General features: G+C 59.9%; 15 protein-coding genes. 9 read left to right on the forward strand and 6 right to left on the reverse strand.

Annotated elements, in window-relative coordinates; all coding sequences use genetic code 11:
- Complete coding sequence (locus BIO17B3_RS14330) at positions 1 to 3456, forward strand: YhaN family protein (protein WP_156054549.1); 3456 nt, start codon at positions 1 to 3, stop codon at positions 3454 to 3456.
- A gap of 44 nt (positions 3457 to 3500) precedes the next feature.
- On the opposite strand, the gene BIO17B3_RS14335 is transcribed toward BIO17B3_RS14330, so the two are convergent.
- Positions 3501 to 3815, reverse strand: a complete 315-nt coding sequence (locus BIO17B3_RS14335) for a PepSY domain-containing protein (protein WP_156054550.1) — start codon at positions 3813 to 3815, stop codon at positions 3501 to 3503.
- Positions 3816 to 4127: 312 nt separating this feature from the next.
- On the opposite strand from BIO17B3_RS14335, the gene BIO17B3_RS14340 reads away from it, so the two are divergent.
- From BIO17B3_RS14340 to BIO17B3_RS14360, 5 genes are all read left to right on the forward strand, one after another.
- Entirely contained in the window at positions 4128 to 5963 is a 1836-nt protein-coding gene (locus tag BIO17B3_RS14340; protein ID WP_156054551.1) for a class I SAM-dependent DNA methyltransferase, read from the forward strand.
- A 183-nt stretch (positions 5964 to 6146) separates the two neighbouring features.
- Positions 6147 to 7279, forward strand: a protein-coding gene (locus BIO17B3_RS14345; protein WP_156054552.1) for an IS3 family transposase whose coding sequence is annotated in 2 segments (ribosomal slippage) — positions 6147 to 6402 and positions 6402 to 7279 — 1134 coding nt in all. Because the reading frame shifts where the segments join, the coding sequence is not laid out codon by codon here.
- Positions 7280 to 7556: 277 nt separating this feature from the next.
- Positions 7557 to 7904 (forward strand): hypothetical protein, encoded by a 348-nt coding sequence (locus BIO17B3_RS14350; RefSeq protein WP_156053993.1) that lies wholly within the window; start codon positions 7557 to 7559, stop codon positions 7902 to 7904.
- 43 nt (positions 7905 to 7947) lie between these two features.
- Entirely contained in the window at positions 7948 to 8379 is a 432-nt protein-coding gene (locus BIO17B3_RS14355; RefSeq protein ID WP_156053994.1) for a universal stress protein, read from the forward strand.
- A gap of 236 nt (positions 8380 to 8615) precedes the next feature.
- Complete coding sequence (locus BIO17B3_RS14360) at positions 8616 to 9479, forward strand: transglutaminase family protein (protein ID WP_156053995.1); 864 nt, start codon at positions 8616 to 8618, stop codon at positions 9477 to 9479.
- A 39-nt stretch (positions 9480 to 9518) separates the two neighbouring features.
- Here the strand turns inward: BIO17B3_RS14360 and BIO17B3_RS14365 are convergent, their stop codons facing one another.
- From BIO17B3_RS14365 to BIO17B3_RS14385, 5 genes are all read right to left on the reverse strand, one after another.
- Positions 9519 to 9713 carry a hypothetical protein gene (locus tag BIO17B3_RS14365; RefSeq protein ID WP_156053996.1) on the reverse strand — a complete coding sequence of 65 codons (195 nt, stop codon included), beginning with the start codon at positions 9711 to 9713 and terminating at the stop codon, positions 9519 to 9521.
- A 39-nt stretch (positions 9714 to 9752) separates the two neighbouring features.
- Entirely contained in the window at positions 9753 to 9968 is a 216-nt protein-coding gene (locus BIO17B3_RS14370; RefSeq protein WP_156053997.1) for a glycine zipper 2TM domain-containing protein, read from the reverse strand.
- Between the two features lie 146 nt (positions 9969 to 10114).
- Complete coding sequence (locus BIO17B3_RS14375; RefSeq protein ID WP_156053998.1) at positions 10115 to 10426, reverse strand: BON domain-containing protein; 312 nt, start codon at positions 10424 to 10426, stop codon at positions 10115 to 10117.
- 92 nt (positions 10427 to 10518) lie between these two features.
- Positions 10519 to 10677 carry a DUF3309 domain-containing protein gene (locus BIO17B3_RS14380; RefSeq protein WP_013104359.1) on the reverse strand — a complete coding sequence of 53 codons (159 nt, stop codon included), beginning with the start codon at positions 10675 to 10677 and terminating at the stop codon, positions 10519 to 10521.
- A gap of 90 nt (positions 10678 to 10767) precedes the next feature.
- Positions 10768 to 10986 (reverse strand): CsbD family protein, encoded by a 219-nt coding sequence (locus BIO17B3_RS14385; protein WP_156053999.1) that lies wholly within the window; start codon positions 10984 to 10986, stop codon positions 10768 to 10770.
- A 406-nt stretch (positions 10987 to 11392) separates the two neighbouring features.
- Here BIO17B3_RS14385 and BIO17B3_RS14390 point away from each other — a divergent pair.
- The 3 genes from BIO17B3_RS14390 (at position 11393) to BIO17B3_RS14400 (ending at position 13591) form a co-directional block, all read left to right on the forward strand.
- A protein-coding gene (locus BIO17B3_RS14390; protein WP_156052812.1) for an IS5 family transposase occupies positions 11393 to 12156 on the forward strand; the annotation gives its coding sequence in 2 pieces (ribosomal slippage) (positions 11393 to 11765 and positions 11765 to 12156; 765 coding nt in all).
- Entirely contained in the window at positions 12153 to 12452 is a 300-nt protein-coding gene (locus tag BIO17B3_RS14395; protein WP_156054553.1) for a restriction endonuclease subunit S, read from the forward strand. The genes BIO17B3_RS14390 and BIO17B3_RS14395 overlap by 4 nt, the downstream gene beginning before the upstream one ends.
- A 230-nt stretch (positions 12453 to 12682) precedes the next feature.
- Positions 12683 to 13591, forward strand: coding sequence for a hypothetical protein (locus BIO17B3_RS14400; RefSeq protein ID WP_156054554.1), 909 nt, complete (start codon positions 12683 to 12685; stop codon positions 13589 to 13591).
- Positions 13592 to 13608 lie beyond the last annotated feature (17 nt).

Below are 13608 nucleotides of genomic sequence, written 5' to 3' on the forward strand. Positions count from 1 at the left end.
ATGCGAATCCAGCGAATCGACCTCATCCGCTATGGAAAATTCACAGGTAGCAGCGTCGAGTTGCCACAGCGCCGTCACGACATTCATGTCATCGTCGGCCCCAATGAAGCGGGTAAATCCACCGTGCGTTCGGCCATCGTGGACATGCTCTATGGATTTCCGATGCGCTCCGCCCATGCTTTCCTGCATCCTTTGCCAGAACTGCGGCTGGGCGGCCTGCTTGAACAGGACAACAGTCACCTGGAGTTTCACCGCATCAAGGCCAATAGACAAACGCTTCGTACGCCCCAGGACGCGCCGCTGACAGACGGCACCTTGGGTGGATATCTCGGAAGCACGGACCGGGAATTCTTTTTGCAGATGTTCAGCTTGGACCATGAACGGCTTGTCAAAGGTGGCGCGGCAATTCTGTCGGCTTCGAGCGACCTCGGCCAGATTCTGTTTCAGTCCGCTGCGGGAGTCGCGTCTCTCGGGGACATCCGCGAAGCGCTCCAGACGGAAGCCAACAAACTCTGGGGTCCTCGCAAAGCAGGAGACCGCGCCTATTACCAGGCACTCGAGGCCTTCGAGGCAGCCACCAAGACGCTCAAGGACGCCACGGTTCGCGCCAAAGACTGGTCCGATGCCCAGAGCAAGCTTGCCGAACTCGACAGCGAACTTGTGGACGCCAGGCAGCGCCACACCGCGCTCAAGCAACGGCACCGGCAGTTGAATCGGGTCCTCGCCGTCAAGCCGTTTTTACTGGAGCTCGACCAGCTTCGCCTTCAGCTCGATGCCCACGCGCATACCCCGTCTCTGCCGGAGAGCAGCGCGACGACGCTGGCCGATGCGGAACAGAAGGCGGCCGTTGCCGCGAGCGAAGTCAAGCACCACGCCGAGGCGGAGGGGGCAGCCCAGACGGAGCTTGCGGCGCTGCATGTCGAACGCAATCTTCTGGAACACGGCGCAGAAATCGTTGAGCTGAACAATCAGCGCCTGCAGTACCGGGCCCATCCGAACGATATTGCGCGGCGGCAAGCCGAGGTGGACGCGCAGTGGCAGGTGGTGGCGGCACTGGTGCGGGAGATGGGATGGGCTGACATGGATGAGCAAGCCCTTCGAGCATGCATGCCCACCGCCATGACGCGTTCGAGCCTGGCGCATCTCATCACACGGCATGGCGTCCTCCATGAAAAGCGACAAGCCTCCCAAAAAGCACTCAAGGCCAAGGCCAGGGAGCTCGAAAAGGCGCAGGCGGAACTGGACGGGCTGCCGGCGGGGCAAGCACCAGTCGACCTGGTCGTGGCCTTGACGGCTGCCCAAAGTCTTGGCGATTTCGAGGGCAGCTTGCGTGAGCGGGAGACTCTCGTTGCGCAGCGCAAGTCGGAAGCCGAGTCGGCCCAGCTCGCACTCCACCCCTGGCAAGGACAGCCGGAGACCTTGCGGTCCATGGCGCCGCCCTCCAGGGAGACCATCCAAGCCCTGGTCCTGGCCCAAAACCAGGATGAAGCCGAGACCAGGGCCGCAGCCAAGCGCGTCGCCGAGCTTGAAGCCGAGGCGGATACGCTGAAGCTCGATATCAAGCAGTTTCTCGACACACGCCATCCGGTCACGCGCGAAGAGGTCATGCATGCGCGCCAAACCCGGGACAACACCTGGGCTAGCCTGAAATTGCAGCCCGGGCGTATCGTCGATGCCGCGCCCCAGTTCGAGCGTGAAATCGCCGAGGCTGACGCGCTGGCCGATAGCCGGCATGACACGATTCAGGACGCAAGTACCCTCCACGCCAAGCGAGCCCAACTTGAACGAACCGCGCTCGCCATGGACAGCGCACAGGCGACCTTGAAGGTGCTGCGCGGTGGCGCGCAGGAGCGCCAGACCCAATGGGAGTTGCAAGCGCAGTGCTGCGGGCTCCCGCCGCTGTCCTTTCAGTCGATGGGCGGTTGGCTCGATGCTCGAAGCCGAGCGTTGGAGTTAATGGACGCGCTGACGGCCGCCACGCAGTCGCATGTGGCTCAGCAACAGGCCATCGAGCATGCGAGAGCCGAGTTATCGCTGGCCGTGCAGTCCCTGGGCATGCCAGTTCACAAGGACTCACTCCGCGCACTCATGGTGCAGGCTGAGACCCATTTGAATGCCGTCACGCAAGCTCTTGGGCAGTGCCAAACGGTCATGCGGCAAATTGGTGATGCCACCCGAGACCTTGAGTCCCTTCGTCTGGAGCAAGACAGCAACCAAACGGCCCTCGATGCATGGACGCTGCAATGGACAGCGGCCTTAGAGAAGGCTGGATTTGCGCAGTCGGACGTGACGGCCACCGTTGAGAGCTCGCTTCAAATCCTTCAGAAAATTGACTCAGGCCTGGACCTGATGCGCAAAACCCGGGTGGAGCGCATCGAGACGATGCGAGCCGACCTTGCAGCCTTTGAGCAGGCCGCCAAGGCACTAGCGGCACAGGCTGGTGCCGACCTTGCTGCCCACTCTCCCGAGGAAATCGCTCAGGCGCTCGACCGCAGGCTGCGCACGGCCCAGGAAGCCGAGAAGGAACATCGCCGACTGCGCGCCGCTTTGGAGGTTGCCAAGCAAAGCAAAGCTGGCGCTCAGGCGCGTGTCGAGCAGGCGAACGCTGCCATCCAGCCGATGTTCGAGCGCACAGGAGCTGCTACTCACGAGGAACTTCGCGCTGCCATTTCTGCATCGGACGAATACAGGCAGCTCTTGGCGCGGCATACCAAGGCAGAGGACTCGGTACGAAAGCTCGGCGAAGGCATGAGTCTGGACGCCCTGAGAACGGAGTCCGACTCCAGTGACGCGACCGCCGCCGCTGCAGAGCTCGGCGAACTGGACCAACAGGAAGAAGAACTATTGAGTCAAGACCGCGAGCTGTCTGCTGCCAGGCAGGACGCCAAGACGCGGCTATCAACCATGGCGGGTAGCACTGGAGGCGCGATAGCTGAAGCGAAGAGGCAGGAGGCGCTGGCGGGGATGGTGGATGCGGTCGAGCAGTATGTGAGACTCCACACCGCAGGCCGCCTTCTGCGCTGGTCTATCGAACAATACCGCGAACTCAAGCAGGGCCCTATGCTTGAGACAGCCAGCCGAATTTTTGCGCGACTGACGCTGGGCTCGTTCGAGCGGCTGTCTGTCGATTTTGAGAGTGAACCGCCCAAGCTTCAGGGACGCAGGCAGAGCGGCGAGTCAGTGGGCGTCGATGGCCTGAGCGACGGCACGCGCGACCAGCTCTATCTAGCCCTACGCCTGGCGGCGCTGGACATGCATCTCGCGCAATCGCACGCGATGCCATTCATTGCCGATGACCTCTTCATCAATTACGACGATGCCAGGTCCAAGGCGGGGCTGGAAGCGTTGGGGGAGCTTTCGATGAAGACGCAAGTCGTTGTGCTGACGCACCATGACCATCTGCTACCAGCGTTCCGCGATATCTTTGGACGCGATGTGAACGTAGTTGAGCTTTGAATCTTCGAGGACAACGCCTTGGGGCCTGGGAGGTCCCCAGGACATCAGTCTTTGTTCGGGCCTTCGACGCTGTTCTCCAAGACCGCACCTGTCTTGGCATCCACGCCGATTTCGCGCTCGGTTTGGCCGACTTTGACATCAAACGAATAGCGCAGACCGCTACCACCCTTTTCCTGCTCCAGTTCCTCGGCCGTGATGGCAGCGCCCGGAATGGCTTTCAGGGCGATGGCTCTGGCTTGCTCCAGGGTAATTTTGGCGTCCTTGGTGTATTGCTGACCATCGAAGGCATGGGCGGTGACTGCAGTGCCCAATCCGAGCGCAATCGCGCTGGCAGCAAGGAATGACTTGTTCAGTTTCATGGTGGTACTCCATCAAGTGTTGACCGGTGCCCCTGGGAAAAGACCGAGAGGCGGCGCAATTCATTTGCGTTGATGGAAGTGTCGCGGACAGAACTTAGTGGGTACATAGCGGAGTATTAGGCGAGACTTAGCGCTCCGAATTCTCACGCCTTTCGTGGCGAGTACGCTTGGTCACATTTTCGGCAGTTACATCTCAACCGCTGCCCGTAAACTCGGCTTGGAATGAGGCGTTGAGCCAAGCTGCTGCTGCAGAAGAGCGGGCAAGGTGAGGCGCCTTTAGTTTCCTTGCCCCCAACAAAAACGCCTCAGCCCATGTCTCAATCCTTCTCCGAACTCGCCAACTTCATCTGGTCCGTCGCAGACATTCTGCGTGGCGACTACAAGCAGGCCGATTACGGAAAAATTATCCTGCCCTTCACCTTGCTGCGCCGCCTGGACTGCGTGCTCGAGAGCACCAAGCAGGACGTGCTGGAAGAGCACAAGAAGCGCCAGGCAGAAGGCGGGATGGCTCAGGACGTCTACCTCACCCGCAAGAGCAAGCAGACCTTCTACAACACCAGCCCGTTTACCGTGCCGGGCCTTCTGGCCGACCCCCAGCACATTCGCCTGAACCTCATCACCTATATCGGCGACTTCTCGTCGGAGGCGATGGACGTATTCGCCCAGTTCAAATTTCTCGACCGAGTGGGCGAGCTGGACGACAAAAACCTGCTGTTTCAAATCGTCCAGAAATTTGCCGGCATCGACTTGCATCCAAATGCGGTGCCCAACGAAACCATGGGTCTGGTGTTCGAGGAACTCATCCGCAAGTTTGCAGAAGCCTCGAATGAGACCGCCGGGGAGCACTTCACCCCGCGTGAGGTCATCTCTCTTATCGTCCACTGCCTGTTTGCAGGAGACGATGAGGCATTGGCCAAGCCTGGCGTCATCCGCTCCCTCTACGACCCGACAGCCGGCACCGGAGGCATCTTGTCAGTCGGCGAAGCGGTCGCCAAAAGTATCAATCCCTCCGCCGTCATTCGCCTTTTTGGCCAGGAGCTCAACGACGAGTCTTACGCCATCTGCAAGGCCGACATGCTCATCAAGGGCCAGGACCCCAAGAACATCGTCCGTGGCAACACCCTTTCGGCCGATGGCTTCGTCGTCGAGACCTTCGACTACGGTGCCGCGAATCCCCCCTTTGGCGTCGACTGGAAAAAGGTGCAGGACGTGGTCAAGGCCGAGCACGAGCGCCGGGGTTACGCCGGGCGCTTTGGTCCAGGCCTGCCGCGCGTGTCGGACGGCTCCCTGCTGTTTCTGATGCACCTCATTTCCAAGATGCGCCCGGCAGCCGAAGGCGGGGGCCGCATTGGCATCGTGCTCAACGGCTCGCCCCTGTTCACCGGGGATGCTGGTTCCGGCGAATCCGAAATCCGCCGATGGATTCTGGAGAACGACCTGCTGGACGCCATCATCGCGCTGCCCAACGACCTCTTCTACAACACAGGCATCGCCACCTACATCTGGATTCTGGGCAACCACAAGCGCCCTGACCGCAAGGGCAAGGTCCAGCTCATCGACGCCACACGCATGTACGCCAAGATGAAAAAAAGTCTGGGCAATAAGCGGGTCTTCCTGACCGACGGGCAAATCGTCGAAATTGTTGAGACGTATTCCGGCAACCTCGATGGCGCCACCTTTGGGCTTGAGTACAAGGAGCCGGTCAAAGGTAACGGCCAAGGAGCCACAAACGGCCAGACCGAGGACGAACCGCCTCGCGTGGTGTCCAAAATCTTCCCCACCACCTTCTTCGGCTACCGGAAGGTGACGGTAGACAGGCCCCCGCAGCCAGGTAAAGAGGTGAAAGTCAAGTTCAAGAAAGGACAGAAGCCGTATGACCCGGACCTGCGTGACACCGAGAGCATCCCCTTGGGCGAGGACATCGCGGCCTACATGGCGCACGAGGTACTGCCTCACGTGCCGGACGCTTATGTCAACCAGGACATCAAGGACGAGAAAGACGGCCAGGTTGGCAAGGTGGGCTATGAAATCAACTTCAACCGCTACTTCTATCTCTACAAGCCGCCGCGCAAGCCTGAGGTGATTGCCGAGGAGATTCGGGCGATGGAGACAAGGTTCCTGGAGTTGATGAAGGGGGTGGTGGCGTGAGTCGTTTCGATACGGTAGCGGATGCGTTCGCCAAGGCTTCGAACTTTCCACTTTCTCCCGCAAAATTTCTTTTTTCTCAGCGGAAAGAAATCAATCATGGCATGCGCTGTAAAAATGACCTGCCCCCCGTCAGCCGTACCACGGTGAAGTTCGTGGAGTCCATCACGATGGAGAATGATGGACATGAAGACGAGTCGATTCAGCGAAGAGCAGATCATTGGGTTTCTCCGGCAGGCCGAGGCTGGCGTTTCGGTCAAGGAGGTGTGCCGCACCGGCGGCTTCAGCGACGCGACGTTCTACAAGTGGCGCGCCAAGTTCGGCGGCATGGAGGCATCCGAAGCGACGCGGCTGCGTGCACTGGAGTCGGAGAACGCCAAGCTGAAGAAGCTGCTGGCCGAGGCGCACCTGGACATGCACGCGCTCAAGAGCGTTCTCGGGGTAAAACGCTAGCCCCACGGGTCAAACGCGAGGCCATTGGCAAGATGATCAGCGAGCATCATTTGTCCGAGCGCCGAGCGTGCTGCCTCGTGGGGCTCAGCAGAGATAGCTATCGCCATGCGCCCCAGCAGGATGCGCTCAACACGGCACTGCACGGCAAGATCGTTGAGATCGCGCATGTCCGGCGGCGGTTCGGGTATCGGCGCATCCACGACCTGCTGCGCCCCGCATTTCCGGGCATCAACCATAAGCGGGTGTATCGGCTGTACAGCCAGGCCAACCTGGCTGTGCGCAAGCGCAAGAAGGTCCAGCGCGCGGCGGCCGAGCGCGTGCCGCTGCAACTGGCCAAAACGGTCAACGAGGTGTGGAGCATGGATTTTGTCAGCGACAGTTTGGTAAGCGGCCGACGGTTGAAGTGCCTGACCGTGGCCGACGACTTCAGCCATGAATGTGTGGACATTGCGGTCGACTACGGCATTTCCGGTGCCTACGTGACGCGCCTGCTCGATCAAGCCGCCCAATTTCGCGGCTACCCCGCAGCCGTCCGAACCGACAACGGACCGGAATTCACCAGTCAGGCATTCATGGCCTGGGCCACGAGTCGCGGCGTGCGCCACATCCTGATCGCACCGGGCAAGCCGACGCAGAATGGGTTCATCGAGAGCTTCAACGGCAAGTTCCGCGACGAGTGCCTCAACGAGCAATGGTTCGAGACGCTGCACCAAGCCAGAGTGACCATTGCTGAATGGCGCCGCGACTTCAACGAGGTGCGGCCCCACAGCAGTCTGGGTCGGATACCTCCGGCGCGATTCGCCGAGCAGCATCGCCAGCGCGCTGGCGATGCTGCTCACCCCGCAACCCCCAACGAGGTGAATTAACCTTGCAACCCGGACTCCTGACTTAACGTTGGTACGGCGCGAGGGGGCAGGTCAGAGCGACGCATTGACGCACTGCAGCGTGCGCTGGCGTACAGACATCCGCGCAACGCAGACCTAAAGTCTGTAGCTTCCATGCTTCCTGAAGCTGAATCATTCCGCGATGCAAGCCGCAGGAAGCCGCCTGAGCCAAGAGCCCATTGACATGACCAGACCTCGCACTGCAGCGACCCGCGCTTTTCTTCAAAAATGCGCGGTACTTTTTTCCGGAGCGCCATGGATGCTCAGCGGAGCCCAGGCGCAGATGCCAACCCCGCCGGCCCCTGTGCATGTCGGCAGTCATCTGTGCGGTGGAGTAGGCGATAGCAGTTTGACGCAATTGCAATCAAGGGCTACCGACTACAACCTGGGTTTCTGGATGGTCGGCGGGCCGAGTGGAGCCTATCTGGCGGATGTGCCAATCGAGATCCGGTCCGGCCGCCAGACGGTGGCCAGCTTCACCGCGGATGGCCCCCTGTGCTACGTCAAACTGCCCGGGGGTCGTTACACAGTGACCGGAACGCATAACGGCCAGACCCGCAGCGTCCAGGTGCAGAGCGGAAGCATGAACAACTATTTGCGCTGGTAGGTTTTGCGCCAGCCATCAACCGCAACACGCCGCGTCGCCCGCCATGCCATCAAAAATTCTTGTTCCCCTGGATGCAAGCGAGACCGCACAAGCCGCAGCAGCGCATGCCATCGGCCTGGCGCGGCAGCAATCCGCTGACTTGCGCTTTCTTGCGGTTGTGGACTTCGGCAGCTTCGTTGCCTTTGAGCCCAACGCCATGGCGCAACTGAACAACGATGTCCGGCAGATGCTTGACGGCTGGATGCAGCAGGCCATGGACGTTGGGCTGCACGCCAGCACAGTCATCGCTGAAACCAGCCCCGAGGTTGCGGATATCGCCCATGCCATCGTGGCGGAGGCGCAGTCGTGGGGATCTGATCTGATCGTGTTCGGCAGTCATGGGCACAACGGGCTTCATCATCTGCTCAAGGACAGCGTGACGGATGGTGTCGCTCACCTGAGCAGCATTCCCGTGTTGCGGGTGCAGAAGGCATAAGCCGAGCACATGTGCCGCCCTGCGCCCTGCAGGCATGCAGCAGTTCGCCGACGCTGCGCTTCCGCATTTTTTCGTTTGTGTTTGACGCTGCAGAAGCCTGTCGCCACGTTGGCCTGGCCCTGTGCTTGCTTGAGCGTAGCCAGGATTGATTGCCGCAGCTGGCATTCATGACGGATCCAACTCTCTGGACCGACCGCAATCCTCCGTACAACGCATCCCTTTCAAGGCATTCCACCATGATCCATCTGCGTCTCACATTGGAGTTGAACTACGAGGTGTTCGAGCCTGGTTGCGACTTCATTTTCAATATTCATGCGGCCCATACCGAGCAGCAGTGCGTTCTGGAGGAATATCTGAACCTGAGCCAGAACATTGCCCCCACGGTGGAACTTAACCGTGAAACCGGCAGCCGCATCATGCGGCTGCATGCTGGCGCTGGCGCCTTTCAGGTGCGCTATGGCGCAACGGTTCAATTGCGACACCATGTGGCCAACCCGGCGCAGATTGAAGAAGTTGCGGTGGCACAGTTGCCGGCGGATGTGCTTGGCTTTCTTTATCCCAGTCGCTATTGTCAGTCCGACCGGCTGTACAAATTGGCCATGCGGGAGTTTGGCCAGTTGCCCACTGGTTATCGCCGCGCCAAGGCCATTCGTGACTGGGTTGAGTTTCGCACGACCTTCGCACAAAACACCTCGAACTCCAACACCTCGGCCATCGACACCTTGGTCGCGACCGAAGGGGTGTGCCGCGACTTCGCGCATCTGATGATTGCGCTGTGCCGGGCCAGCAATATCCCGGCACGCTTCACCACAGGCATTGATTACGGCGCCGACCCCATCCTCGGCCCCACGGACTTTCATGCCTATGTGGAGGTCTATCTGGGCGGACGCTGGTACATCTTCGACCCCTCAGGCACCGCCATTCCCATGGGCTTTGTGCGCTTTGGCTCAGGGCGAGACGCCGCAGATGTAGCGTTCGCCACCATCTTCGGCCCGGTGCGCGGCTCCGCGCCCATCATCACCATTGAGGCGATTGCCAACAACGAAGGCCAGCTGATCATCCCCTACCACTGTGCCGAGGCGCTGTCGACAGACGGTTGAACCAACCGCCAGCCCGTCAGCACGTGGTACCGCCAGCGCTTACGGGCTTTTTTGGGCCTCGTTTTGCAGGCTCTGACCAGCTTTTTGGATTTGCTCGCCGGCCTTCGCCGCGCCCTGGTCTATGGCCTTGCCAGCTTTTTCTGCCGGGCCCTCTGGTTTTTGACAGCCGTAGAGCACCACCATCAGAAGGCTGATGGCGACGATTGTTGCGGGCCGTTTGAAAGATCGGTTCATGGCGTTTCCTCGTTGTGGGGGTCTGTCAAACAATATGGCTTACTTGCCGATTTCATGCCCGATCACGCCGCCCACCGCGGCGCCACCGACCGTCCCGATTCCGCTCCCGCCCGACAGCACGGCGCCGCCCACTGCGCCAACGCCCGCACCGATCGCGGTGCTTTTATCCTGCGACGACATCCCCGCACAGCCGCCCAGAGCCAGCAAGAACATGGCAGCGGCAACCGAGGGGAGAATTCTTTGTTTGATGTTCATGATGCGACCTTTTGAATGGGTTGGAAAAAACAGCGCACGTCGCCCCGGTGAGGCGACGCACGCATTGGAGGGGGATCAGGCGCCTGTGCGATGGCCTACAACGCCGCTGCCCAGGATCGATTCCCCTCGCGGCGCGACTCGCCTGTTTACTTCAGGCTCATGTTGTCCTGAACCGCCTTCACGCCGTCCACTTTGCGTGCAAGGGCGACCGCTCTCAGCTCCTCTTCGCGTGTGCCGACAAAGCCGCTGAGTTGCACCACGCCCTTGAAGGTCACCACCTTGATTTCGAACAGCTTGAGCTGCGGGTCGCCAAAAATCGCGGCCTTGACCTTGGTCGTGATGGCCGTGTCGTCAATGTACTGGCCCGTGCTGTCGTGCCGATCTGTGGCCGCACAGCCTGTAAAACTGACCAATGACGCCGCCAGCATGACGGCATAAAGCACTTTGTGGGATCGCATGATGCATTCCTTTGAAATAAACCGAGTGTCCCCGAAGGCGTGTTGCCAAGGGGTGGATGTTTGATGGCGCAATGGCGCAGGCGTATGAACGCTTACATGCGCCCTGTGAGAAAGAGGATCAGCACCACGATCACAATGAAGCCAAGAATGCCGCTGGGAAAGTACCCCCAGCTGCGGCTGTGGGGCCAGCTTGGAAATGCGCCGATCAACATCAGAATCAGGATGATCAGCAGAATGGTGCCTAACGACATGGTCATACTCCTCGTGTGCAGCGATGGGCGTGATGACTCTCGACCGACCGCTTTGCTTCAGGGCTGTGCAAGGTCAGATTGACCCCAGGCTCAGATTGCGGGACCGTCGTCTTTGCAGTGCTTCTGCCAGGCGGCGAGCTGCTGCTCCGCTTCGTCCTTGGTGATGCCATAGGACTCCTGGATCTTTCCGGCGAGTTGCTCGCGTTTGCCGTCGATCTCGGTCAGCTGATCGTCAGTGAGCTTGCCCCATTGCGCTTTGGCCTGACCCTTGATCTGCTTCCAGTTGCCTTCGATACGTTCCCAGTTCATGTTCAATCCTTCAAGTGATGGGGCCGTTGCCCCGGTTCATGTCGCTTCGGCATCGCGTTGCATTTCTGCGATGTCGTGGCATGCACTGAAGGTATCGAACTGCAAGCAAGGTGTCTGTGCGCTAACGAACATGCAAGACCGTTTTTTCACGCGAAGTCGGGTTCTGCGCGCTCCGGGGCCTTGTCTTGCATTGAAGCGTCGTAAATCCGCTGATCCAGCGCATAGCAGCTGCATGCCCTGGATTGCAGGGCGATGCGATTCACCACCCGGAGATCACCGCGGTGGTACGCAATCAAGCCGCTGCGCTGCAACTCTCCCGCCGCCACCGTCACGCCAACACGCCGAACGCCCANGTCGTCACGAGTTGTGGCATGATGGCGCTGTTCATACCAACCGCGCTATTGAGATGCCCGAGACGCTTCATCGACACGATCTATCAGATCGGCACTGGGAATTGCTCGAACCCCACTTGCCTGGACGAGCGGGAGTTTGGGGCGGGGTTGCGCGGGACAACCGCCAATTCATCAACGCCGTGTTCTGGATTCTTCGCACCGGTGCGCCGTGGCGAGACCTGCCCGCCTCATATGGCGGCTGGAAAAACACCCATCGGCGTTTTTGCCGCTGGCGCGACAAGGGCATTTGGGAGTCGCTCCTGGAGCAGTGCATTGATGAGCCCGATTTCGAGTGGATCATGATCGATGCCAGTCACTGCAAGGTTCATCCGCACGCAGCGGGTGCGCGGGGTGGCAATCAGGCGATGAGCCGCACAAAAGGGGGCTCAACACCAAGATACATCTGGCCGTGGATGCGCATGGTCTGCCGCTCCGAGCGGTTATTACAGAAGGTACCCGAGCGGATTGTGCAGAGGCTGAGCGGTTGATGGACGGGTTCAAGATGGACTACCTGCTTGCCGACAAAGGCTACGACAGTGACGCCATCGTGGCGCATGCCCAAGCGCAAGGCGCGCAAGCCGTGATTCCGCCACGCAAGAACCGCAAGCAACCCCGCACGTATGACAAAGCACTCTACAAACTACGTCACCTGGTCGAGAACGCCTTCCTGCATCTCAAGCGGTGGCGGGGCATCGCCACGCGCTACGCGAAAAACGTCGCCTCATTCGTTGCCGCCGTGCAAATTCGCTGCCTTGCCCTCTGGCTGCAAATCTTGTGACGACACTATCTAGGGCAATGGGGGCCGAGTTTTCCCGACTCAAATTCGGCTCGACGCATTCGACGATTTATATGCCCGATGTTGCCAAATTCGCAATGCCACTGCCACCAGTGGAAGAGCAGCGGGAAATTGTTGACACTGCGCGTGCTCGTAAGGAGAAGATGGAAGCATTAGGAGAGCTTGCGCGTCAGGAGGCGGAGCGCCTTCGCGAATACCGCTCCTCATTGATTTCAGCTGCCGTCACGGGCCAGCTGAACATCGATGACTTTCAGGCTCGGCGGTTGGAGGCGGCCTAGTGGCTGGTAGGAAACAGCACTACGTTCCCCGCTTCCTCCAAGCGGGGTTCCGCAATCGCCCGCAGACTGCGGATGGTGCTCCTCGTACGTGGCTCTATCTGCCAGGTGCCAAGCCTGTTGAAGCGGCCCTGTCGGATGTTGGGCACGATGCTTGGTTCTATACGTTCCGGCGTAACGGCGTGACTATTGAATGTGCGGATGGCGCTATTTCAGAAGCAGAGCGCACCTGGATGAGCAGTCTCGTCCGGAGCCTGCGCGAAGACGCGGCCTTCGACTTGGAGGGGCGTCACGCCGAAATTTCCCATCTGCTGTCTCATCTGGTCTTGCGCAACAGAGCAGTATGGAAGCTCATCGAGGCTCCGGCTGCCCCGCTGTTCGACAAATTGCGAGACGCCGCACAGGACCCGGTCTGGCTCGCAGGCTCCGTCAAGCAGTTGTTGGAGGCAAATCGTCCCTTCTTCGAGGAAGCCCTTTCGGCGATGTACCCGGGAGCTGACATCCGGGCATTGCTGGACCAAGCCGAGAGCGCATTTGCGGCCGGCAACGTGTCACCCGCATCTGAAGGTGCGATGTCAATGTTGAAGTTCATGCGGGACAGCCTCCTGCCTCGTGTACTCAACGTCCTTCGCGTGCGGGTCATGGGAGATGCACTTAGAGACCCCAGTCAATTCAAGTTGTTCAGGGACTGCTCCTTCGAGGTTGTTCGATGCGAAGATAGGCGCCTCATTCAGGGAGATACGCCCGTGGTCTTTCACAAAGCGAATGGCACTGGCTTTACGCCTGTCTCGACAGAGGGAGAAGATTTTGACTACGCCTTCATGCCGTTAGCACCCTCGGTCTTTCTTCTCGCTGCCAAGGGGGGCAGACCATCGTCTCTGGATGACCTCCGGGACGCAAGCGCTGCTTGTTCCCATACCTACTTCATCGCGGCAGAGCAAGCCGATGCACTCACCCAGCTCGCGCAGACGATTGGCAAGAGCTTTCCAGTGCCGACGCAACAGCAAATCAATGGCATGTTTGCCGAGTCGTTGAGCGAGGTCGGCTCCTTCGACACGGAAGACACCGAGCTGACCGCAGTTTTCGACACGCTGTTCGCCGACTTCCTTGGCCCGACTCCACCGATGTTGACCAACGCATAAGCACGTCGGCTACACAA

Origin of the sequence: Thiomonas sp. OC7 (assembly GCF_900634595.1) — a bacterium.
In the GTDB taxonomy this organism is placed as follows: domain Bacteria; phylum Pseudomonadota; class Gammaproteobacteria; order Burkholderiales; family Burkholderiaceae_C; genus Thiomonas; species Thiomonas arsenitoxydans.